The following is a 22,815-nucleotide window of genomic DNA, read 5'->3' on the forward strand; positions in this document are numbered from 1 at the left end:
ACGGGAGGGGAGACGATTCTGGGCGCGCGGACACCAAGGGCGAGCGGGGGACCCGCCCGGCCCGGCTGGAAGAGTAGGCCGGGCCGGGCGGACCTGATCAGATGAAGTCGGAGCTGGAGTCGGTACCGTCATTGTCGCCGCCCGCGGTGATGTCGCGGGAGGTCACCTCCGCCAGGTCCTCGACCTCGACCTCGATGGGGTCCATACCGCACCTCGCTTTCTGTGGAAGTGTTCGATTCCTCTTGACCAGGGCCGTCCCGGTGCCTCTCAGCAGCCGGTCAGCCCCGTCCGGTGCGCCGCGAACGCGTGGGCGTCCGCGGCCAGCGCTATGGCCCTGCCGACCGAGCGTGGACCGTGTCCCACGTCGCGCTCGTATCGCAGCAGGGCGGGTGGACGCCCTTGTTCGTACCGACCCGTGGCGAGTAGCGCCGCGCACATCTTGCGCGGGTGGGCGGCGTCGGTCCGGGTGTCCCCGGCGAACCCGGTGAGCAGCACGGCGGGGTGGCCCAGCCCCGGGGTGCGGCGCGCGCTCTCCAGGGCCCGGTGGTAGGGGGAGTAGGACATGAGGGCGGCGAAGTCTTCGGGGTCGGTCGCGCTGCCGAACTCGCGCGTCCACATCCGGCCCAGCCCCATGCGTTCGAAGCGGGCCATGTCGGCGAGCGGGGCCGAGGCGATCACCGCCGCGCACAGGTCGGGTCTGGCGGTGGTCGCGGCGAGCACGAGCAGCCCTCCGGCGGATCCGCCCGACAGGCACAACTGGTCCCGGGCGCACCACCGGGTCTCGACCAGGTGGTCGGCGGCGGCCACCAGGTCCTGGACCGCCCGTGGTTTGTTACGGCCCGACCCGTCCAGGTGCCAGCGTCGTCCGGCGTCACCGCCGCCGCGCACGTGGGCCACCGCGTAGCGGCCGCCGCTGAGCAGCCAGGCCAACACGGTGGCGCCGAACCCGAACTGGCGGGGACGGCCGAACCCCCCGTAGGCGTGCAGCAGCAGCGGACGCCGCCCGGAGCCGTCGGAGGCGTCGAAGACGGTGACCGGAACCCGGGTGCCGTCCTGGGAGCGGCACCACACCACGGTGCGTTCCACCCTCGGGGAGGGCGCCGCCCGACCGGTGCCGGGCGGCCAGGGGACGGGCACGCGTTCGCCCGGCGCCAGTCGCAGCACCCGCTGCTGGGTGGACACGTCCGCGTAGCCCAGGTACACCGAGCCGTCGGGGGAGGGAACGGGGGTGGACACCATGCCCTCCCCGGGCGGCTCCACCCGATACCGCAGCGCCCCGGAGACCGCGTCGTGCGCGGTGACCTCGCTGATCCCCAACCGGGTGCGCACCACCAGCACGGCCGGTTCCGCGCCGTCGACGCCCGGCTGGGGACAGAACGCGTCCAGGGTCGCACCGGGGTCCTCGGCGACCACCTCGTGCCAGTGCTCGGGTAGGGGGCGCTCCGGGTCGACCACGCAGACACGGCGCCTGGGAGCGCCCAGGGTGGTGCGCAGGTACAGCAGCCCGTCGGGGCCCGCGCGCACCTCGGTCTCGGCCTCGTGCCCCACCTGGAGGGGGCGCAGGTCGGGTCGGCGCGGGGACCCGGCGGTCAGGTCGGCCAACCACAGGTCGGTGCGATGCCCGGTCCCGTGGCTCTCGGTCACCAGCAGCCAACGCCCGTCCAGCACCTTCACCCCCGGGACGGTTCCCGGCCCGGTGCAGGCGTGCACCAGGGTCTCCGTGCCGTCGCTCACCCGGCGCAGCCACACCCCGCGCACGCCCTGGGCACCGTCGCGGCGGACGTAGAAGAAGGAGCGCTCGTCCGCCGGTAGCCACGCCACGTGCGAGTAGCGCACGCGGGGCACGACCGGACCCACGGGGGTGCCGTCGGCCACCCGGACCACGCGCAGCCGGCCGTGCTCCACCCCGCCGGTGGAGGTCTGCAGGGCGACCAACGTGCCGTCGGGACCGGGCTCCCAGGCGTCCAGGGTGGTGCGCCCGGTCGGGTCCTCCGCGCAGGGGTCGTAGACGGTGCGCGGGGTGACGGGGGCGGAAGGGTCGGAGGTCTGGTCGGAGGGGTCGGGCAGGACCACCAACCTCGGGTGCTCGCCTCCGGACGGACGCAGCGTGGCGAACACCGCCCCGGGGCGGTGCGTCGGAACGCTCCACAGGTCGGTGGCGACCAGCTCTCGGATCCGGTCGGCCAGGCGTTCGCGCAGGGGCCAGCCCACGGCCTCGCGCTCGTACTCGCGGGCGCGCTCCTCCAACCAACGGAGTGTTTCCGGGCTGTCCGCGGACTCCAACCACCGATAGGGGTCGGGGACGGGACGACCATGCAGGGTGTCCACGACCGACGCCGGATCGGGGGCGAGGGCGGCTCCGGGGGTTCGGTTACGCACCATCACATGTTTCAAGCGGGCCGACACGACGGTCAAGCACCAGATACCTGACCCCCGGGTGGTCGGATTGTCACCCAAGAGGAAGGTTTGTCGTCGGGGCCTGCTCGAACCACCCCTCCGAGGAGCGGTCGAGTGGGTAGGACTCTGGAGAAGTCCACTGGAGAACGATCGAGGAAGTCCGCCCCCCGCTTCGGGAAGGAACCCATGGAGCGCAGGACCACGTCGGAACCCACCACTGTCGGAAGTGTGGTGGGAGCCCTCTGTTTCGCCGCCGCCGTGCTGGCCACCGCGCTGGTCGGAAGCACCGCGGCCACCGGATCCGGTGCCGTCTACGCCGGTCTGGAGCTGCCGGCCTGGGCCCCGCCCTCATGGTTGTTCGGTCCGGTCTGGACCGCGCTCTACGTCGTGATCGCCGTCGCGGGCTGGCTGGTGTGGCGGGCGGCCGGCGCCGACGGCTCGGCGCTCTTCCTCACCCTGTTCGCGGTCCAACTGCTGTTGAACGCCGCCTGGACCCCGCTGTTCTTCGGGTTCGGACTGATCGACCTGGCGCTGGTCGACATCTCGATGCTCGCGGTGGCGGTGGCCCTGACGACCTGGGCGGCCCGGCGACACAGCCGGGTGGCGATGTGGTTGCTCGTCCCCTACCTGGCGTGGGTCCTGTTCGCCACCGCGCTCACCCTGGCGATCCGGCTGCTGAACTAGAAGCCGGAACGGGTGTGGCCGGCGCCCCGGGGGATCGGGGCGCCGGCCACGACTCGTGTCTTGGATGCCGGTGGGCGTGCCGCTCACCGGTACCGGCGGTCTCAGACGTTGTCGGGGTGCCCGATGGCCAGACCACTGACCTCGTCGAAGAAGTGCAGCTGGCTGACGTCGACCGACAGGCTGATGGTGACGCCCGGCCTGACGTTGCTGCGCGGGCTCACACGGGCGGTGAACTGCGTACGGTTGTCATTCAGGGGCAGGGCGGCCTCGGCGCTCTCCTCGTCGTCGCCGGCGGCGTCCTTGGCCAGGGCGGTGGCGTCCTCGTGGCGCACCGGAGGGGCGTCGACCCCGAAGATCACGTTGATCTCGGTGCCCAGCTCCTCCGTGACGTTGGCGGTGACCTCCAGACGCGGGGCGTCGTTGCCGTCGAACTCGGCGTCGGAGAAGTCGGAGGGGCGGATGCCCAGGATCAGCGACCGGCCCAGGTAGTCCTTCAGGCCCGGTCGCGCGTCCAGGATCGAGTCGGGGACGGGCAGCTCGTGGTCGGCGAAGGCCAGCACGGCGCGGTCGCCGTCGCGCTTGAACTCGGCGTTGACGAAGTTCATCGAGGGGGAACCGATGAAGCCGGCCACGAACAGGTTGACGGGGGAGTCGAACAGGCGCTTGGGCGTGTCGACCTGCTGGAGTCGGCCGTCGCGCAGCACCGCGACCCGGTCGCCGAGGGTCATCGCCTCGACCTGGTCGTGGGTGACGTACACGGTGGTGACACCGAGACGCTCGTGGAGCTGGTTGAGGGAGGCGCGCATCTGCACGCGCAGCTTCGCGTCCAGGTTGGACAGCGGCTCGTCCATGAGGAAGGCGCGCGGCTCGCGCACGATGGCGCGGCCCATGGCCACACGCTGGCGCTGACCACCGGAGAGGGCGCCCGGCTTGCGCTTGAGGTAGGGCTCCAGGCCGAGCATCTCGGCGGCGTCGCCGACGCGGCGGGCGATCTCGGACTTGGCGACCTTGCGCAGCTTCAGACCGAAGGCGAGGTTCTGTTCGACGGTCATGTGCGGGTAGAGCGCGTAGTTCTGGAAGACCATCGCGATGTCGCGGTCCTTCGGCGGACGGTCGTTGACGATCTCGTCACCGATGACCAGGGTGCCGGCGGAGATCTCCTCCAGGCCGGCGATCATGCGCAGCGCCGTGGACTTACCGCAGCCGGAGGGGCCGACGAGCACCATGAACTCGCCGTCCTCGATCCGAAGGTTCAGGTCGTCGACGGCCTTGACGTCGCCGCCGTAGATCTTGTCGATGCCTTCGAGGACGATCTCCGCCATGGCACTCTCCTGCTCGGTGTGGCATATCCAATGGTGAGGGGATCACGTGGCCGGTGATCCCCGCGCCGACCTGATGTTCGAAATTGATCGAATCAGGTCGTTTCGCTGATCACATCAGACAGGATCCTGATCGGAATGTCCATAGGAAGTGTTATTTCGATCTGATTGCGGTCATGTGCAAACCATCGGTGACCGGCTGGCGTGTCGGCCCCAGGTGCGTTAGCCTGTCCGACGGTTCATCACTGATTCCCCCTCCCGTCACTCGAAACGGCGACCACGACACGGTCTCCAGATTGAGACAACAGGTCGGGGACTCTGGGTAACCTAACGACCAGTCCAGCACTGGACGGACCGGTTGTGCGGCCCCCACTCGTCCGATTGGACGCTGCACCACGCGCCAGGTGCGGTTGGGATCGGGTGAGGGGCGGTGTACCGCGACCGGGCGGGGGGTTGGACCCGGAAAAGGCCCGAACATCCAGTAGACAACGGTCTTCCGAGCTCGCCGCCGACGGGACGGAGCCGGTCCGAAGGGTGGCTCGGGCCTTTTCCGCGTCCCCCCAATATGCTGACCGCAGACCCTCAACGGCCAGCGGAAAGCGAGCACCCCACGTGGTTGCCGAGCACACGGGGTCGGGTACCGCCCCGACCCCCGAGAGATCCTCAGCGGACGCCACGGCTCCGGAGACGAGGACGGAGGCGACCACATGGTCCCCCCTGTCCCCGGGGTACCGGTGGGGTCGCCTCGACCCGTTCTGGCGGGCCCTGGTCGCGGTGGGTTCCGGTCTGGCCCAACTCCTGGCGCTTCCGCCCTACGGGTTGTGGTGGCTCGGACCGCTCAGCGCCGCCCTGCTCCTGCTCGCCGTCGGTGGCACGCGACCCCGTCGCGCCGCCTGGCTGGGCCTCCTGGCCGGCGCCACCCTCATGGTCCCACTGGTGAGCTGGCAGGACATCTTCGGCGTCGACGTGTGGCTCGCCATCGCCGCCGCCGAGACCGTCTACTTCCTCCCCATGGCCATGGGACTGGCCGTCGTCACCCGTCTGCCCTACTGGCCGCTGTGGACCGCCGCCCTGTGGGTGGCCCAAGAGGCGGTACGGGCACGCTGGCCCCTCGGAGGCTTCCCCTGGGGCAAACTCGCCTTCGCCCAGCCCGACACCCCCTTCGTCGGCTACGCGGCCCTGGGATCCTCGTCCCTGGTGACCTTCGCCGTGGCCCTCACCGGCGCCATGCTGGTGTGGACCGTCCTGCGCGCCGTGGCGGCCCGCGGCCGCGCCCGTGTCCTGCTGCCCGCCGTGGGTCTGGCCACGAGCGCGGCGATCGTCCTGGGTGGTCTGGTGGCCCCCGCGATCAGCCGCCCCGCCCCCGCCGACACCGTCACCGTCGGCATGGTCCAGGGCAACGTGCCCAACGTCGGTGAGATGTCCATCCTGGGTGAGCGCATGCAGGTGCTGCGCAACCACGCCGACGGCGTCCACGAACTAGCCGAGGCCGTCCGAGCCGGGGAGTACCCCGAACCCGACCTGGTCGTGCTGCCGGAGAACGCCAGCGACATCGACCCCTTCCGCGACCAGGAGGCCGACGAGATCATCGACGCGGCCGCCGCCGACGTCGATGCCCCCCTGCTGTGGGGCATGAGCCGCTTCAACGACGACGGCACCCGCTACGTGCAGAGCGTGGTGTGGGACGAGGAGACCGGGCCGGGCGAGCACTACGACAAGCGCTACCTCGTCCCGTTCGGCGAGTACGTCCCCTACCGTGATTTCTTCACGCGGTTCGTCGCCCGGCTGGAGCAGGTGAGCTCCGACGCCGTCCCCGGCACCGAGCCCGGCGCCCTGGACATCGGTGGCACGACCCTGGCCGTGGGGATCTGCTTCGACGTGGCCTTCGATCCGCCCGTACGCGAGTCCGTGGCCGCCGGTGGCCAGATCATCGTGATCCCCACCAACAACGCCAACTACAACTTCACCGGCCAGTCCGACCAGCAGTTGGCCATCACCCAATTGCGCGCCGTCGAACACGGCCGAAACGCGGTGGTCGTCTCCACCAGCGGCATCAGCGCCGTGGTCGCGCCGGACGGCACCGTGGACTACCGCTCACCGGAGGCCGAACCCGACTTCCACGTCGCCGAGCTCACCGCCATGGACGGGCCCACCGTCGCCACCCGTGTCGGTGCCGTCCCCGAGGCGCTCATCTCAGCCCTGGGCCTGGGCGCCGTCATCGCCGCAGCGGTGATCGCCCGTCGTGCCCGTCCCTGAACGCCTCCTCGAAGATGAGGACACCCGATCCGGGGAACCATTCACCCCGAGGGGACGTTCTTCTGGACAGGGAGACGAACGATCCCGGACCACGACCCTGAGGATGGTTTCGCGATGCCGCTGCTGATGGTGCTGGCGTTGATGGCACTGCCGTTCGTCGAAGTCTGGCTGATGATCGTCGTCGGCGGTTGGATCGGGGTTCCGTGGACCCTGGCCGCGCTGGTCTCGCTGATGATCCTGGGCATGGCCGTGCTGCGCCACACCGGCCGCGCCTTCCGCGAGGTCGTGCAACAGGCCGACGAGGCCATGCGCACCGGCGAGCAGCCGCGCAAGGGCCTGCTCGATCCCCTCATGCTCATGGCCGGTGGAATCCTGCTGGTCATCCCGGGCTTCCTCACCGCGGCGGCGGGCGTGCTGATGGTCACCCCGATCACCCGACCCGCGCTGCGCTGGGCGTTCGCCGGGTGGGCGAACCGTCGGATGGCGAAGATGCAGGAACGGGTGGCGGAGGAGTTCACCGCCCGAGGGGTCGGCGTCCCCGGTCAGAGTGGTCCCTTCGGCCCGGGGTTCACCCCGGGCGGCCCGTCGGCGGGGCCAACTGCGGGAGCCTCGGGAGGGGCCGGCCCGAGCGCCGACCGCCCGACCCGGGGTGGTCGCGTCATCCAGGGCCGTTTCGAACCCGACGACGAGACCTGAGCCCGTCCCACGAACCATCGGGGCCCGCCGTGGAACCTTCCACGGCGGGCCCCGTCAATTCGTTCTTTGCCCTCCCTTGACACCGGACCGCACCGGAAACGGGAAGCCTTCCCGAGAAGCCACGACAGGGAGGAACCCACGATCATGAGCACGAGCATCCCCGAACCGGTGGGCACGTTCTTCGACCGGGTCAACACCCAGGACCAGGGGGCCCTGGACCTGTTCGCCGACGACGCCGTGGTGGACGACTGGGGGCGGGAGTTCAACGGGCGCGAGGAGATCAGGACCTGGAGCGACCAGGAGTTCATCGGATCCCAGGGCGTACTGACCGTGGAGTCGGTGGTGGGCACCCCCGACGGGATCCAGGTCGTCGGAGACTGGCGTTCCGACCACGCCAACGGAACCAGCGCGTTCACCTTCGAGGTGGACGGTGGCACGATCACCCGCATGACCATCCGCGAAGGTTGACCGGCCCGCCCGGGCCGGGGGCGTCCTCTGCCCCGGCCCGGGTCAGACCCGGCCGTGGAAGCGGGCCTGCAGGGTGCGGACCCGGTCGGCCAGGGGCTCCACGGGGCCGTCGACGGGTACGCCCGGGGCCACCTCGGTCACCGACAGCGGGCGAACCGGGCCGGCGGGCACGGCCCACTCCATCAGCCACCCCGTCAACTGGGCGGACGAACTCGCGTACACGATCCGGCCCAGCCCCACCCAGGCGTGCGCGGCCGAACACATCGGGCAGTGCTCCCCGGAGGTGTACACCGTCGCCGAAGCGCGCTCCTCGGGGGTCAGGTTCTGTGCCGCCCACCGGGCGATCGCGAACTCCGGGTGTCGCGTGTGGTCACCACCGGCGACGTGGTTGTGGTCCTCGAACACCACCTCGCCGGCGGCCGACACCAGGACCGACCCGAAGGGTTCGTCGCCCTTGTCCAGCGCCTCGGCGGCCAGCTCCACCGCACGCTCCAGATACCGCAGATCGGTCTCGTTCACCATGTACGCCCCCGGAAAACGTCGTTGTCGGTGGGTCCCGCGCGAAGCCAGGTCGCTCGCATGGACATCAGCATCCGACCGTACAGCCCCGACGACCGAGAGGCCGTCGTGCCCCTCTCCCCGCGGGCCTGGGAACCCGTCCACGCCTCCCTGGCCCAAGTCCTGGGGGACACCGCCCTACGGCGGGCTCGTCGGCGACCGGCGCACCACACAGAGCCGGGACGTGCGGGCCGACCTGGACGCCGGGGAAGTCGGTGTGTGTGGCCGTGGTCGAGGACGAGGTCGCCGGGTTCGCCACCGTCGAACTCGACCGACAGGAGAGGGCCGGGGAGGTCCGCTGCCCGTCGTCCGCTACTTCAAGAACCTCTGAACGCGGTCGGCGGCCACCCGCCGGTGGCCGCCCGGGCCTTGGGATCAGACTCCGGCGGTCGCCCGGTCGGTGGCCAGGGCCTGCGAGATCTTCGCCGCCAGACGGGCCGAGGGCACGTCGGTGTGCGGGCGCCAGGCCAGTTCGCCGAAGGTTCCCGAACCGGCCGGGATCATCGCGGCCGTCGCCCGGTACAGGTACAGGAAGGTGAGGCCTCGGTGCTCGGACCCCTCCGAGGCGGGGGAGTCGCGCACCGGTCCTGGTCCCAGGTCGAGCGGCAGGTCGCCGGAGGCCTCCTCCACCTGTCCCGCGACCGGCCCCGCCACCTCGGCCAACCGGGCCCGCGCGGCCTCGCGCAGGGACGCGTCGGTCTCGACGACGGGGCCGCCCGGCAACATCCACCGACCACGGTCCCGGTCCCGCACCATCAGCACCCGCCAGCACGGGTCCAGGACCACGGCTCCCGTGGTCACGTGTTCGACCCCCCACCCTTGGGGCGATTCCGGCCCATGGCCCTCGGCCAGGGCCCGGACCAGGGGAGCGGCCGTGTCGGCCTCCTTGGGGAAACGCTCCAGGTAGTCGCTCACCACGGCGCGGATATGCGTGTTCGGGATGCTCAAAGTCGCTCCAGTCCTTGCATGCACAGGGCGTGACCAGCATCGCCGCTAGAGAAGTGGCTGAACAGTTCCCACGCTGACCGAAGGGCAGGTCGGGAACGGGAAAGGGCCCGTGACCGATCGGTCACGGGCCCTCGAAGACGTGGCTCAGGCGGCCGGAGTGCGTTCGCGGGCGGCCTCGTCCTCCTCTGCGGCCCTCGCGTCGGCCGCCGCCCGCGACTTGGCCATCATCCGATCGTCCACCACCCGGATCACCGTGATCGCCACGATCGCCACCCCGGCCACGGCCAACCCGGTCAGCACCTTGGTCGGGTCGCTCACGTCCAGGTCGAAGAACCACCGACCCACCGGCGTCACCATGGCCAACGTCAACAGCCCCACCATGGAGCCGACCAGCGCCACCTTCCACCACACATAGGGCTTGGCCACCAACAGCAGCACCCACAGCGTCGTCGCGCACAGCGTGATCACCACGGCGGTGCGGTCGGAGGGATCGGGCACCGTGCGCCCACCCAGCACCAGCAGGTACGTCGTCACCGCCGCGACCCCCGCCACCAGCCCCGACGGGATCGCCAGACGCAACGTGCGCAGCACGAACCCCGGCCGGACGATGTCGGTGTTGGGCGCCAACGCCAGGAAGAACGAGGGGATGCCGAACGTCACCGCGTTGATCAGGGTGGCGTGCCGAGGGAAGAAGGGGTAGGCGACCGCCAACAGACCCACGACGATGGCCAAGGTCATCGTGTACACGGTCTTGGTCAGGAACAGGCTCGCCACCCGTTCGATGTTGCCGATCACCCGACGACCCTCGGCCACCACCTTCGGCAGCACGGCGAACCGATCGTCCAACAACACCAACTGGGCCACCGAACGCGACGCCGGGCTGCCCGCGCCCATCGCCACCCCGATGTCGGCCTCCTTCAGCGCGAGCACGTCGTTGACGCCGTCACCGGTCATGGCCACCGTGCGCCCGCGGTCGCGCAGGCCGCGCACCATGTCCCGCTTGCGTTCGGGGCTCACGCGACCGAACGACGAAGAGGCCTCCACCTCGCGCGCGAGCGTCTCGGGGTCCTCGGGCAGATCCCGGGCGTCCACCGGCCGGTCCGCGCCGGGCAGGGAGAGCTCACGGCCCACGGCGCCCACCGAGGCGGCGTGGTCGCCCGAGACGATCTTGACGTCCACGCCCTGGGCGGCGAAGTAGTCCAGGGTCGGTCCGGCGTCCTCGCGCACCCGCTGGTCCAGGACCACCAGGGACACCGGACGAACGGTGCCCGGGGCCAGCTCGTCGTCGACCCGTACCGATGCCCGGGCCAGCAACAGCACCCGAAGCCCCTGGGCGCCCAGCCTGGCGGCCTCGGCCGCGGCGGGGGAGTCCGAGGGGGCCAGGACGTCGGCCGCGCCCAGCACCCAGTGTTCCTCGCCGGTGGGGGCGAGCAGGCTCGCCCCGCTCCACTTGCGCGCCGAGGAGAACGGGGCCAGCGCCGTCACCCGCCATCCCGGGGCCGGTCGTCCCTGGGCGGTGAGGCCCTCGGCGATCGCGGCCATGCTGGGGTTGGGGTCGGGGTCGCTGTCCGCCAGCGCCGCCAACACGACGGTGGGGGTGGAAGCGGATTCGCCGTCGGCCTCAGAGGAGGTGCCGCCGAGGTCGCGGACCTCTGCGAGCCTCATCCCGACCTCGGTCAGGGTGCCGGTCTTGTCGGTGCACACCACGTCGACGCGGGCCAGACCCTCGATCGCCGGTAGCTCCTGTACCAGGCACCGGTGCCGGCCCAACCGGATCACACCGACCGCGAACGCGATGCTGGTGAGCAGGATGAGCCCCTCGGGGATCATGGACACCAACGCCGCCACCATGCTGCGCAGGGCGTCGGCCAGGGGACCGGAGATCCCACCGCTGACGGGTTCGGCGTCCAGGGTGACGTGGCCGCCCATGAAGAGTTGGCTGTAGATGAGCAGGGCGCCGATCGGGAACAGCGCGAAGGTGATCCAGCGCAGGATCAGGTCGATCCCCGAACGCAGTTCCGAACGCACCAGGGAGAAGCGGCTCGCCTCCTCGGCCAGACGTACCGCGTAGGCGTGGCGCCCCACCTTGGTCGCCCGGAAGCGGCCCGTGCCCGCCACCACGAAGCTGCCCGACATCACGGTGTCGCCCGGCTGCTTGAGCACCGGGTCGGCCTCACCGGTCAGCAGTGACTCGTCGACCTCCAGCCCGCCGGCCCAGGTCACCTCGCCGTCCACGACGATCTGGTCACCGACACCGATCTCCAGGACCTCGTCGAGGACGATCTCCTGGGTGGCCACGCGGACCGTCGCCCCGTCGCGGACCACCCGGGGCCGGGCGGCGTTGACGATGGCGAGCTTGTCCAGGGTCCGCTTGGCCCGCAGTTCCTGGACGATGCCGATGAACGTGTTGATCACGATGACCATGGCGAACAGGCCGTCCTGGACGGGGCCGATCACCGCGATGATGGAGAACAGCACCGCGATCATCGCGTTGATGCGGGTGAAGACGTTGCCCCGGATGATCTGGCCGACACTGCGGCTCGCCCGGACCGGGACGTCGTTGGTACGTCCGGTGGCCACGCGTTCGGCGACCTGCCGTCGCGAGAGCCCGGGCTCGGACGGGGGAGCCAACGGCGACCCCGGCGGTCCCGGAGAGGGCCCCGGGTCTGTCGCTGTGGAGGCCGGACCCCGGTGGTTCGGGTCTGCTTCTTCGGGCACGCGTGACTCCTGGTCGGGCAAGGAAGTACGAAGGAACCGTGACGGCGTCATCGGGCGCCCCGTCCCACCGGTCCCTCTGTCAACGAGAACGAGCGTAGAACGACCCAGAATAGAAGAGTCCCGGTGGGAAGGCGCTAAAGTCGGCCACCCGATCCCAAGGGATGCGCGCCCCACTCGCGCGGGGGGAGCGATCACCACCGGAGCGGGGGAGGAACCACCATCGTGGGCTCGCGGGGTTCGCCCTGGAGCAGACGACGTCAGGGGGATGGATGTGCACCGTCATCGTCGGGTTCGATCCGGACGCGGCCACACCGTTGGTCGTGGTCGCGTTGCGGGACGAGATGCGATCGCGTCCCTGGGAGGGGCCCGCCCACCACTGGCCCGAGCGTCCCACGCTGATCGGTGGCCGTGACCGGCTCGCCGGCGGGACCTGGTTGGCCGTCGAGCCCACCGGGCCCAGAACGGCGGCGCTGCTCAACGGGTGGCCCTGGGACGGTCGCATGCCCTGGGAGGGCGCCTACCCGGCGAGCAGGGGCGACCTGCCGTTGCGCACGCTCGCGCGCCGTGCGCGCGATCCCAGGGGCGGCCGGGGCCCGTTGGAGGGGGAGGACCCCACCCGGTACGCGCCCTTCCACCTGCTGGACGCCGACGCGCGCCACGCCACGCTGCACAGCTGGGACGGGCGTTGTCCGGACACCCGCTCGTTGCCCACGGGGGTGACCACCATCGTCAACACGGGGCTGGATCCGGCCGACCCGCGAGCCGCCCGGCACACGCCGGAGTTCGCTCGGACCCGCCCCGATCCCGACCTGGCCGCACTCGACACCCCCGTTACGGGCACAGGGGAGGAGGCCGTCCGGCGGATCTGGGGGCGGTGGCCGGAGCTGGTCACCGAGGCCGCCCACGCGAAGCCGAGGACGCCGGGTGTGGGGCCGGACCAGGGTGACCCGTCGGGACTCGTCGCCCACGCGGACCTGGGCGAGGGCCAGGTGTGGGGGACCGGATCGGTCACCCTGCTGGCCCTGGCCCGGGACGGGGTGCGTTACGCCTTCACCGACGCTCCGGACCGGCCGGAGGCCTGGCGGATGATCCCGACCTGACCTCGGGCGCGTCCGCGGCGCGGATTCCCGTGGAGCTCCACCCGGTCAGAGGACCAGGAAGAACCCGGCCACCATGACGGTCACGGTCACGAAGGCGATGATCGCGAGGAGGGCGTTGGACCGGAAACGCTGGTCATCGCCGGTCTTGAAGGGGGTGAAAGTGTCTTCCATGGCCGCATTATGCCCCATCCCCAAGGGTCCGGTCACGTTCCGTCGCGGAACCACAGGGGGCGCTTCACGGGCCCTCGGTGGTCGACCGATCGCGGGACGTCATGCCCGGGTCGACGGGTAGGAGAATCCTTCTCGTAGAAGTTTTCCGAAAGCGCGTCATAGGTGAGGTGCGGGAGAGTCTCCTCTGAGACAGCAGTCAACACCGATCACTTCTCGAGGAACAAGTCATGATGAGCGCCCGCCCCGTTTCCACTTCCGCCCTGCGTCCCATGGGCGAGCCCGCCGAACTGGTGGGACAGTGGGTCCGGGTGTACGACGACGGCACCGTCGGCCTGCTCTTGGCCGCCGACAACACCTTCTGGAGCATGCGCACCCCCACCGGGATCCGCTCCGGGACGGGCCGTCTGGCCGCCGAACCGGTGACCGAGCGGTCTCCGGCCAAGCCCGTCCGTCGGCGGCTGCGCGCGATGATGGACGACCCCGGGTTCCCGGCCTCGGAGGACCTCGACCTCCTCGACCTGCAATTGGCCGCCCACCCCTGAGCACCCCTTCCTCCCTGGTCGCCGGGCGCGGGCGGCCAGGGGACTGTGAGTCATCGCCTAAAGCACACGTAAACCGCCAGTGCGGACGAGGCGTCTCTCTGTGTGACGGACCGGACGGTCGTCGCGGCGCGAGCCGACAGGTGGGGGGTGTCCATGACCGACCGCAGTGGTCACTATCTGGAGTCGGGTGCGTACTGGTTGCTGTACGTCGTCTCCGTCAGCGGAGCGCTGTTGCACTGGCGACTGGGGAACGAGATCCTCGCCGCGGTCTGTGGCGCCACCGCCGTTCTCAGCGCGCTCCTCATCGGTCGTGGATCCTTCCCCTTCGCCGCCCAGCAGCGGTGAGCGGCGAGGTATTCCCACACGATCTGCGGTCATCATCACCCGGGGCCCCACCCGATATGGGTGCGTTCGTCGACCGGACGTGCGGATAGTCTGCCCTCATGCGTTCATGGTCTGCGCCTGACATCGTCCCCCTGCCGGGTACCGGCGGCCCCCTGCGTATCCGCGACACCGCGACCGGCCGGATACGGACGACCACACCGGGTCCCACCGCGGGCGTGTACGCCTGCGGGATCACCCCCTACGACGCCGCCCATCTGGGGCACGCGTTCACGTACTTGACCTTCGACCTGGTCAACCGGGTCTGGCGGGACGCCGGACACGACGTGAACTACGTCCAGAACACGACCGACATCGACGACCCGCTCCTGGAACGCGCGAAGGCCACCGGGGTGGATTGGCGGGATCTCGCCCATCGCGAGATCGACGTCTTCCGTGAGGACATGGCGGCCCTGTCGATCATCCCGCCGACCTCCTACGTCGGCGTGGTGGAGTCGGTCGACCTCATCAGTGAACTCGCCGTACGCATTCGGGAGACCGGTGCCGCCTACGAGATCGACGGCGACCTGTACTTCTCCGTGGCCAAGGCTCAGGAGTTCGGCGAGATCGGAAACCTGGACCGCGCGCAGATGCTGGAGCTGTTCGGGCAGCGCGGCGGCGACCCCGAGCGTTCCGGTAAGAAGGATCCACTCGACTGGCTGCTGTGGAAGGCCGAGCGCCCCGGCGAGCCCGCCTGGGACAGCCCCTTGGGCCGCGGCCGACCCGGTTGGCACATCGAGTGCAGCGCGATCGCCCTGGACCGGCTGGGCCCGGGCTTCGACATCAACGGTGGCGGCAACGACCTGATCTTCCCGCACCACGAGATGGGCGCGGCCGAGACCCGCTGCGTCACCGGCGGCCCCAACGCCCACAACCACCTGCACGTGGGCATGGTCGGTCTGAACGGCGAGAAGATGTCCAAGTCACTGGGCAACCTCGTGTTCGTCTCCAAGCTGCGCCGACAGGGCGTGGATCCGGCCGTCATCCGCCTGGCCATGCTCGGCCACCACTACCGCGACGCGTGGGAGTGGACCGATGTCGAGCTGCCCGCCGCCACCGAACGCGCCGAGCGCTGGCGGGCCGCCTTCGCCCTGGGCGCGGGCCCCGACGCGGCCCCCGTGCTCGCCGCGGTGCGCGCCGCCCTGGCCGAGGACCTGGACTCCCCGGCGGCATCGGCCGCGGTGGACACCTGGGCCACCGCCGCGTTGACGGAGGGAGGCGCCGACACCGGTGCCCCGGCGCTGGTCCGCGCCACCGTCGACACCCTCCTGGGCGTCAAGCTCTGATCCGCTCCGTGCCCGCCCGATCGTGGCGGGCACGGAAGGGTCCGGACCCGTCAACGGTCCCTCAGGGCGCGCAATGATCGGGAAAGCGCGGGCCCGGCGGCTGTTCGGGTAGCAATCGCACCACAGGGACCCCGTGGCGCGGGTCGGCGCCGAGCCGTTCGTACACGTGCGGGTCCCCGTCGACGTCGTGCCCCAGCGCCCGCATGAGCGCCTCGACCGCCTCGGGGTGCTTCTGCGCCTGATGGGTCAGGACCCGCCCCGACTCCGCCGGTGGCAGCGGAACCGCGGTGCCTCGCTTGCGTTCCCGCCCCACTTGGAACAACACCCGTGGTTCGCGCGCGATGTTGCGGAACCACTGCGCGCGGTCCCCGAACCCGGAGGCCACCAGGACCGCCCCGGTGACGGAGTTGGTGTCCAGGATCTCCAACACCGCCTGGCGGGGTTCGCCGGTGCTGCGGCCCCGGTGGGTGAGCAGGACGAAACGGCCGCCCATCAGGCCGCCCAACCCGAGTCGGTACAGCCAGATCGGGGTGCGCAGCACGGACCGCCCCAGCGGGGTGTCGGGCGGTGCCTGCTCGTGCGCCGGTAGTGGATGCGTCATGGTGCCTCCTGGGCCGGGGGTCGGAACGGCCCGATGGTAGTGAGGCGAGGTCGTTCTGGCACGGGTGCCACGCCGGCACCCGGCTCCGACGTCCGTTATGCGGGGATCGATGTGGATTCGTCGTGTCCACCTGTGGCCACGACATGGCCGAAACACCCCCAAAGGTCGCCCCCGCGTGATGGGATGTCGCGCATGACCACGACCACGACCAACACCCCCACGCGGCCCAGCGCCGCGGCGGAACTCATCGCGGACTTCGTCTCCACCGGAGGTCGCCTCAGCGACCGGGCCGAGCTCGCGGGCTTCCTGCGCGAACACCACTTGGTCACCGAGGGCGCGATCCCCATCACCCTGGCGGACCTGGACGAGACCCTCACCCTGCGCGATGGAATCCGCGCCATCTTGGACCGTGACACCGAACCCGACCCCGAGACGCTGGCCCGGGCCCAGAAGGTCCTGGACGGGCTGCGCGTGACCGTGCGCCTGGAACCCGATGGACACTCCGAGTCCCCGCTGGCCCCGGCCGTGGTCGACGAGGTCCGCCGCGGGCTGGCCCGCATCGCCGGAGCCTGGGCCGCGGTCCTCGCCAGCGGGGAATGGCGCCGCCTGCGACTCTAGGGAGTGTCCTTCGGGTCCCTCAGGAGCGGTGGTGTTCGAAGAACTCCTCCCACTGGGGGATGACGCACTCCAGTTGGTAGCGGGAGGAGGCCTCCAGGGCGTGGGCGCCCATGCGGTGGCGCTCCTCTCGGTCCTCCACCAGGCGAAGTAGCGATCGGCCCAGCGCCTCGGTGTCCTGCGGTGGCACGAGCAGTCCTGTGTGCTCGTGCTCGATGATCTCTCCGGGACCGTGCGGGCAGTCGAAGCTCACCACAGGTAGCCCGACGGAGAAGGCCTCCACGATGGTCATCCCGAAGCCCTCCACCTTGGAGCTGACCCCGAGGATGGAGGCCTTGGACAGCTCCGAGGTCAGGTCGCGGGTCTGGCCCATGAGCTTGACGCTGTCCTGGACGCCGTGCTTGATGGCGGCCTCCTCGATCTGGCTCGCCCTGTCCCCACTGCCGTAGATGCGCAGGCTCCAGTCGGGGTGCTCGGCGGACACCCGGCTGAACGCCTTCACCAGCTTCGGGTACTGCTTGACCGGGGACAGGCGTCCCGCGGCCGCGATCACCGGTTCGTCCAGGGTCGAGGGGGTCGGCTCGCCCGGGTCCACGGCGTTGGGGATCACGGTGAGGAAGTCGGTGTCCGGGCCCAGCAGCCGCTGGTAGGCGTGCCGGTCGGTCTCGGTGAGTACGCTCAGCCCGTCCAGGTTCCGGTAGTGCCGCTCGATCGCCTTGACCAGGTCCGGCTTGTGCTCGTTCAGGTTGAGGTGTTCCTGGCCGATGAGGCACAGACGCTTGGGAGCCCAGGCGGCCAACATCAGGTTGATGCCGGGACGGGTACCGATCACCACGTCGGCGTCGGTGGTGCGCAGGTACCGGTGCAATCCCGAGACGGCCTCGGGGCTGAAGTTCTGGTTGCGCTTCAGTTCGGACTCGGGCACGACCGAACCCACCCTTCGGGTCCAGCGTCGACGACCGAAGGCACCGAGGGTCGGTTCCTCGGTGGTGTGATCGTGCAAAGGCCACAGCCGCACCCCGTCGGGCAGCTTGAAGAAGGGCGCCTTGCGCCTGCGGGCCAGGCTGACGATCTCGACCTCGTGCCGCTCGGAAAGCCCGCGGGCGAGGTTGTACACGGTTCTCACCGTGCCACCCATGGCGTAGCCGTTGGCGATGACGAAGGCGATTTTCATCTGTGTTGTACCCCCCGTTCCCTCCCCGCGCGGAAGGAAGGGATGATCGGTCCGGCCAACCGGAGGCGCCGCCATCGGGGCAGGGCGGATGTGGAGACGTCCCGTCGTTCCCCCCGGCGCGACGGGTGCCCCACTCGCGTCACCTCCGGTCCGCGAGCCGTGTTCTCGGAACCTATCGCCCGGGGGCTAAAATACGCGTAACGGCGAGGCCGGGCCCGGCGTGTCGCCGTTCACAGGTCGCTCGTCCGGCTGGTCGTTCCACGCGTGCCCCGGGGTCAATCGTCGTCGTGGCGGCGCAGGTAACGCTCGAATGCCTGGGCGATGGCGTCACCGGAGGCCTCGGGAAGCTCCACGGTGTCCTTGGCCTCCTCCAGGCCGCGCACGTATGCTGCGATGTCCTCGTCCTCGGCGGTGAGGTCGTCGACCCCGGCCTCCCACTTGACCGACTCCTCCGGCAGTTCGCCGAGCGGGACCCGGGCCCCGGTGAACTCCTGCACCCAGCCCAGCAACGCCATGGTCGCCTTCGGGCACGGGGGCTGGGCCACGTAGTGAGGGATGGCCGACCACAGCGACACCGTCTCGATACCCGCGGCGCTGAACCCCTCGTGCACCACGCCGACGATTCCGGTGGGGCCGGAGTAGGTGGAGGCCTCCATGCCGTGGCGCTCGCCCAGTTGCTGCGGGGAGGACATGCCGGTCACCGGGACGGGGCGGGTGTGCGGGGCGTCGGCCAACAGGGAACCCAACAGCACCGCGCGCCGCACGCCCAACTCACGGGCGATCGCCAACAGGTCGGCGGCGTAGGAACGCCATCGGACGTTGGGTTCGGGGCCGCTCACCAGGACCAGGTCGCGGGACGAACCGGGCGGGCGGACCACGCTCACCCGGGTCGTGGGCCACTCGACCTCGCTCAGCCGCCCGTCGACCACGGACATGCGCGGTCGGGTGACCTGGAAGTCGTAGTAGTCGTCCGGAGCCAGGGAGCACAGCTCGCGGGCGTCCCACTGCTCGGACAGATGTTCCACGGCAAGGCTCGCCGCCTCGCCGGCGTCGTTCCACCCCTCGAACGCCGCCACCATCACAGGCTCGACGAGCTCTCGGTCGAGCTGGATCATGCACGGCCCCTTCCTGAACGCGGACGCGTCCTACCCTATGGGGTGGCGCCAGAACCGAGAAACCGTTCCGCGGACCTCGCGGGAGGTGCTCGGGCCTCTGACTTTGGGACACCGGTCTCACGTGGCGAAACAGGCGATGAGGTAGCCTCGCAGCAGCGACTGACCAGGACACCGATGTCCCAGGCCGCTTCCACTGTCGTGCGTCGTGGTCCCCGCCGGTGCCGTTCGTCACGAGCGACTCGCCAGGGTTCCACGAGGCCCCGAGATTAGAGTTGCCGATTATGAGAGATCGACGGACATTCCGTGAAGCACTGTCCCAGCGCGTGGTCGTTGCGGACGGGGCGATGGGCACCATGTTGCAGGCGCACGATCTCGACCTCGACCAGTTCGAGGGGCACGAGGGTTGCAATGACATCCTGAACTTCACCCGGCCTGACATCATCCGGGAGACCCACGCCGCCTTCTTCGAGGTCGGGTCCGACTGCGTCGAGACCAATACCTTCTCCGCCAACTTCGGTGGGCTGATCGAGTACGGGATCCAGGACCGTACCTACGAGGTCGCCGAAGCGGGCGCCCGTATCGCCCGTGAGACCGCCGACGAGTACTCCACCGCCGACCAACCCCGCTACGTACTGGGCTCCGTCGGCCCCGGAACGCGGCTACCGACCCTGGGACACAACCCCTACGCGCTGTTGCGCGACTACTACGAACAGGCCGGACGAGGACTCATCGACGGTGGTGCGGACGCCATCCTCATCGAGACCTGTCAGGACCTGCTGCAGGTCAAGGCCGCGGTGGTGGGCGCCAAACGGGCCCGCAAGGCACTGGCCAAGGACATCCCGATCATCGCCCAGGTCAGCATCGAGACCAGCGGCACCATGCTCATGGGTTCGGAGATCGGCGCCGCGCTGACAGCGCTGGAACCGCTGGGCATCGACGTCATCGGGCTCAACTGCTCCACCGGCCCGGCCGAGATGAGCGAGCACCTGCGCTACCTGTCGCACCACTCCACGATCCCCATCTCCTGCATGCCCAACGCCGGTCTGCCGGAGCTGGGGCCCAACGGGGCGGTCTACAACCTCTCCCCGGAGGCGCTCACCGACGCCCACGACACCTTCACCTCCGAGTTCGGGCTCAGCTTGGTCGGCGGCTGCTGTGGAACCACCCCCGAGCACCTGCGTCAGGTCGTGGAGCGGGTCCAGGGACGTGGGATCAAGAACCGCAAGCCCTTGGTGGAGCCCTCGGTCTCCTCGCTCTACCAGAGCGTGCCGTTCCGCCAGGACGCCAGTTACCTGGCCGTGGGCGAGCGCACCAACGCCAACGGTTCCAAGAAGTTCCGTGAGGCCATGCTGGCCGAGCGGTGGGACGACTGCGTGGAGTTGGCCCGCGACCAGATCCGCGACGGCGCCCACATCCTCGACCTCAACATCGACTACGTGGGTCGTGACGGCGTCGCCGACATGCACGAGCTCGCCACCCGCTTCGCCACCGCCTCCACCCTGCCGGTCATGCTCGACTCCACCGAACCGCCGGTCCTGGAGGCCGGGTTGGAGGCGATGGGCGGTCGCGCGGTGATCAACTCCGTCAACTACGAGGACGGCGAGGGCCCCGGCACCCGGTTCGACCGCATCATGGAGTTGGCCTCCGAACACGGCGCCGCCGTGGTCGGCCTGTGCATCGACGAGAACGGCCAGGCCCGCACCGCCGAACACAAGGTGCGGGTGGCCTCCCGTCTCATCGATCAGCTCACCGGCGAGTGGGGGATGCGCACCGGTGACATCGTCATCGATTGCCTCACCTTCCCCATCACCACCGGACAGGAGGAGACCCGCAGGGACGGGATCGAGACCCTCGAAGCGATCCGTGAACTCAAGAGTCGTTACCCGGACGTGCAGACCACCCTTGGTCTGTCCAACCTGTCCTTCGGCGTGAACCCGGCCGCCCGCATCGTGCTGAACTCGGCGTTCCTGCACGAGGCGGTCCAGGTGGGTCTGGACTCGGCGATCGTGCACGCCTCCAAGATCCTGCCGATCAACCAGATCCCCGAGGACCAGCTCAAGGTCGCCCTCGACATGATCTACGACCGGCGTGAGGGCGACTACGACCCGCTGGGCACCTTCATCGACATGTTCACCGGGGTGGACGCCCAGTCCATGAAGGCCTCCCGCGCCGAGGAGCTGGCCGCGCTGCCGCTGTGGGAGCGCCTGGAGCGTCGCATCATCGACGGCGAGCTCACCGGCATCGAGGCCGACCTGGACGAGGCGCTGGCCGAGCGCCCGGCCCTGGCCATCGTCAACGACACCCTCCTCTCGGGCATGAAGACCGTCGGTGAGCTGTTCGGCTCCGGCCAGATGCAGCTGCCGTTCGTCCTCAAGTCCGCCGAGGTCATGAAGTCGGCCGTGGCCTACCTCGAACCGCACATGGAGAAGACGGACGATGACGGCAAGGGCCGCATCGTGCTCGCGACCGTCAAGGGCGACGTCCACGACATCGGCAAGAACCTCGTCGACATCATCCTGTCCAACAACGGCTACGAGGTCGTCAACCTCGGCATCAAACAGCCGGTGTCGGCGATCCTGGAGGCCGCCGAGGAGAAGCGGGCCGACGTCATCGGGATGTCGGGTCTGCTCGTCAAGTCCACGGTGGTCATGAAGGAGAACCTGGAGGAGATGAACTCCCGGGGGATGTCGGCGAACTTCCCCGTGCTGTTGGGCGGCGCGGCTCTCACCCGCTCCTACGTGGAGCAGGACCTGGCCGAGATGTTCGGCGGTGAGGTCCGCTACGCCAAGGACGCCTTCGAGGGTCTGCGCCTGATGGACACCCTCATGGCGGTCAAGCGCGGCGAGGAGGGCGCCAAACTGCCCGAACTGCGTCAGCGCAGGGTCAAGCGGGGCGCCACCCTCAAGGTCACCGAACCCGAGGACATGCCCGCCCGCAGTGACGTGTCCACCACCAACAAGGTGCCCACGCCGCCGTTCTGGGGCGACCGCATCAGCAAGGGCATCCCGCTGGCCGACTACGCCTCCTTCCTCGACGAGCGAGCCACGTTCATGGGGCAGTGGGGGCTGAAGGCCTCCCGAGGCGGCAACGGTCCCACCTACGAGGAGCTGGTGGAGACCGAGGGGCGTCCGCGCATGCGGATGTGGTTGGACCGGATCCAGACCGAGGGCCTGCTGGAGGCCGCGGTCGTGCACGGCCACTACCCTTGCTACAGCGAGGGTGACGACCTGGTCGTGCTCGACGACGAAGGGGTCACCGAACGCACCCGCTTCACGTTCCCGCGTCAGCGTCGCGACCGGCACCTGTGCCTGTCGGACTTCTTCCGGCCCAAGGAGTCGGGAGAGTTGGACGTGGTCTCCTTCCAGGTGGTGACGGTCGGCGCGGCGATCAGCCGGGCCACCGCGGAGTTGTTCCAGAAGAACGCCTACCGCGACTACCTGGAGCTGCACGGCCTGTCCGTACAGCTGACCGAGGCGTTGGCCGAGTACTGGCACACCAGGGTCCGCGCGGAGCTGGGCTTCGCGGGGGAGGACCCGGCCGAGCTGGACGCCTTCTTCAAGCTCGGTTACCGGGGCGCCCGGTTCTCCCTGGGTTATGGGGCCTGCCCCGACCTGGAGGACCGCGCCAAGATCACGAAGCTGTTGGCGCCGGAGAGGGTGGGGGTGACGTTGTCCGAGGAGTACCAGCTTGTTCCCGAACAGGCCACCGACGCGATCGTCATTCATCACCCCGAGGCGACATACTTCAACGTCTGACCGGCTCAGGTGAGGCCCCACCGGCGTTCCG

General features: G+C 70.0%; 19 protein-coding genes. 10 read left to right on the forward strand and 9 right to left on the reverse strand.

Annotation, left to right across the window (positions count from 1 at the left end):
- Positions 1-267 precede the first annotated feature (267 nt).
- The gene (locus tag ACWGKS_RS06090; RefSeq protein WP_358512315.1) at positions 268-2,382 is read right to left on the reverse strand and encodes a prolyl oligopeptidase family serine peptidase; all 2,115 of its coding nucleotides are present in this window, start codon (positions 2,380-2,382) and stop codon (positions 268-270) included.
- A gap of 201 nt (positions 2,383-2,583) precedes the next feature.
- Between ACWGKS_RS06090 and ACWGKS_RS06095 the strand changes: the two genes are divergently transcribed.
- Positions 2,584-3,081, forward strand: coding sequence for a TspO/MBR family protein (locus ACWGKS_RS06095; protein WP_358512318.1), 498 nt, complete (start codon positions 2,584-2,586; stop codon positions 3,079-3,081).
- Between the two features lie 101 nt (positions 3,082-3,182).
- Here the strand turns inward: ACWGKS_RS06095 and ACWGKS_RS06100 are convergent, their stop codons facing one another.
- Positions 3,183-4,403 (reverse strand): ABC transporter ATP-binding protein, encoded by a 1,221-nt coding sequence (locus tag ACWGKS_RS06100; RefSeq protein ID WP_358512321.1) that lies wholly within the window; start codon positions 4,401-4,403, stop codon positions 3,183-3,185.
- A gap of 609 nt (positions 4,404-5,012) precedes the next feature.
- Here ACWGKS_RS06100 and lnt point away from each other — a divergent pair.
- The 3 genes from lnt to ACWGKS_RS06115 all read left to right on the forward strand — a co-directional run bounded on the left by lnt (position 5,013) and on the right by ACWGKS_RS06115 (position 7,820).
- Positions 5,013-6,656, forward strand: coding sequence for an apolipoprotein N-acyltransferase (gene lnt / locus ACWGKS_RS06105; RefSeq protein ID WP_358512323.1), 1,644 nt, complete (start codon positions 5,013-5,015; stop codon positions 6,654-6,656).
- A gap of 114 nt (positions 6,657-6,770) precedes the next feature.
- Positions 6,771-7,352 carry an FxsA family protein gene (locus tag ACWGKS_RS06110; RefSeq protein WP_452454895.1) on the forward strand — a complete coding sequence of 194 codons (582 nt, stop codon included), beginning with the start codon at positions 6,771-6,773 and terminating at the stop codon, positions 7,350-7,352.
- 144 nt (positions 7,353-7,496) lie between these two features.
- Complete coding sequence (locus ACWGKS_RS06115; RefSeq protein WP_358512329.1) at positions 7,497-7,820, forward strand: nuclear transport factor 2 family protein; 324 nt, start codon at positions 7,497-7,499, stop codon at positions 7,818-7,820.
- A 42-nt stretch (positions 7,821-7,862) separates the two neighbouring features.
- Here ACWGKS_RS06115 and ACWGKS_RS06120 read toward each other — a convergent pair whose 3' ends face one another.
- The 3 genes from ACWGKS_RS06120 to ACWGKS_RS06130 all read right to left on the reverse strand — a co-directional run bounded on the left by ACWGKS_RS06120 (position 7,863) and on the right by ACWGKS_RS06130 (position 12,095).
- Positions 7,863-8,342, reverse strand: coding sequence for a nucleoside deaminase (locus ACWGKS_RS06120; protein WP_358512332.1), 480 nt, complete (start codon positions 8,340-8,342; stop codon positions 7,863-7,865).
- 411 nt (positions 8,343-8,753) lie between these two features.
- Entirely contained in the window at positions 8,754-9,326 is a 573-nt protein-coding gene (locus ACWGKS_RS06125) for an NUDIX domain-containing protein (protein WP_452521921.1), read from the reverse strand.
- 144 nt (positions 9,327-9,470) lie between these two features.
- Positions 9,471-12,095 carry an HAD-IC family P-type ATPase gene (locus ACWGKS_RS06130; protein WP_452521923.1) on the reverse strand — a complete coding sequence of 875 codons (2,625 nt, stop codon included), beginning with the start codon at positions 12,093-12,095 and terminating at the stop codon, positions 9,471-9,473.
- A gap of 218 nt (positions 12,096-12,313) precedes the next feature.
- Between ACWGKS_RS06130 and ACWGKS_RS06135 the strand changes: the two genes are divergently transcribed.
- On the forward strand, positions 12,314-13,144 hold the full coding sequence (locus ACWGKS_RS06135; RefSeq protein WP_358512340.1) for an NRDE family protein: 831 nt from the start codon (positions 12,314-12,316) through the stop codon (positions 13,142-13,144).
- A gap of 45 nt (positions 13,145-13,189) precedes the next feature.
- On the opposite strand, the gene ACWGKS_RS06140 is transcribed toward ACWGKS_RS06135, so the two are convergent.
- Positions 13,190-13,315, reverse strand: coding sequence for a hypothetical protein (locus tag ACWGKS_RS06140; protein WP_358512343.1), 126 nt, complete (start codon positions 13,313-13,315; stop codon positions 13,190-13,192).
- 227 nt (positions 13,316-13,542) lie between these two features.
- Here ACWGKS_RS06140 and ACWGKS_RS06145 point away from each other — a divergent pair, with 227 nt between their 5' ends.
- The 3 genes from ACWGKS_RS06145 (at position 13,543) to mshC (ending at position 15,524) form a co-directional block, all read left to right on the forward strand.
- Positions 13,543-13,857 carry a hypothetical protein gene (locus ACWGKS_RS06145; protein WP_358512346.1) on the forward strand — a complete coding sequence of 105 codons (315 nt, stop codon included), beginning with the start codon at positions 13,543-13,545 and terminating at the stop codon, positions 13,855-13,857.
- A 153-nt stretch (positions 13,858-14,010) separates the two neighbouring features.
- The gene (locus ACWGKS_RS06150) at positions 14,011-14,202 is read left to right on the forward strand and encodes a hypothetical protein (RefSeq protein ID WP_157091114.1); all 192 of its coding nucleotides are present in this window, start codon (positions 14,011-14,013) and stop codon (positions 14,200-14,202) included.
- A gap of 98 nt (positions 14,203-14,300) precedes the next feature.
- Positions 14,301-15,524 carry a cysteine--1-D-myo-inosityl 2-amino-2-deoxy-alpha-D-glucopyranoside ligase gene (mshC, locus tag ACWGKS_RS06155; protein WP_358512349.1) on the forward strand — a complete coding sequence of 408 codons (1,224 nt, stop codon included), beginning with the start codon at positions 14,301-14,303 and terminating at the stop codon, positions 15,522-15,524.
- 61 nt (positions 15,525-15,585) lie between these two features.
- Here the strand turns inward: mshC and ACWGKS_RS06160 are convergent, their stop codons facing one another.
- A complete protein-coding gene (locus tag ACWGKS_RS06160) occupies positions 15,586-16,125 on the reverse strand; it encodes a nitroreductase family deazaflavin-dependent oxidoreductase (protein ID WP_358512352.1) in 540 nt (179 codons plus the stop codon).
- Positions 16,126-16,317: 192 nt separating this feature from the next.
- On the opposite strand from ACWGKS_RS06160, the gene ACWGKS_RS06165 reads away from it, so the two are divergent.
- On the forward strand, positions 16,318-16,743 hold the full coding sequence (locus tag ACWGKS_RS06165; RefSeq protein ID WP_358512355.1) for an ABATE domain-containing protein: 426 nt from the start codon (positions 16,318-16,320) through the stop codon (positions 16,741-16,743).
- Positions 16,744-16,762: 19 nt separating this feature from the next.
- On the opposite strand, the gene ACWGKS_RS06170 is transcribed toward ACWGKS_RS06165, so the two are convergent.
- The gene (locus tag ACWGKS_RS06170) at positions 16,763-17,914 is read right to left on the reverse strand and encodes a glycosyltransferase family 4 protein (RefSeq protein ID WP_358512358.1); all 1,152 of its coding nucleotides are present in this window, start codon (positions 17,912-17,914) and stop codon (positions 16,763-16,765) included.
- A gap of 275 nt (positions 17,915-18,189) precedes the next feature.
- Positions 18,190-19,029 carry a PAC2 family protein gene (locus ACWGKS_RS06175; protein WP_452521928.1) on the reverse strand — a complete coding sequence of 280 codons (840 nt, stop codon included), beginning with the start codon at positions 19,027-19,029 and terminating at the stop codon, positions 18,190-18,192.
- 281 nt (positions 19,030-19,310) lie between these two features.
- Here ACWGKS_RS06175 and metH point away from each other — a divergent pair, with 281 nt between their 5' ends.
- Positions 19,311-22,784 (forward strand): methionine synthase, encoded by a 3,474-nt coding sequence (gene metH / locus ACWGKS_RS06180; protein WP_452521930.1) that lies wholly within the window; start codon positions 19,311-19,313, stop codon positions 22,782-22,784.
- Positions 22,785-22,815: the final 31 nt, after the last annotated feature.

Source organism: Nocardiopsis sp. NPDC055879 (genome assembly GCF_053615935.1).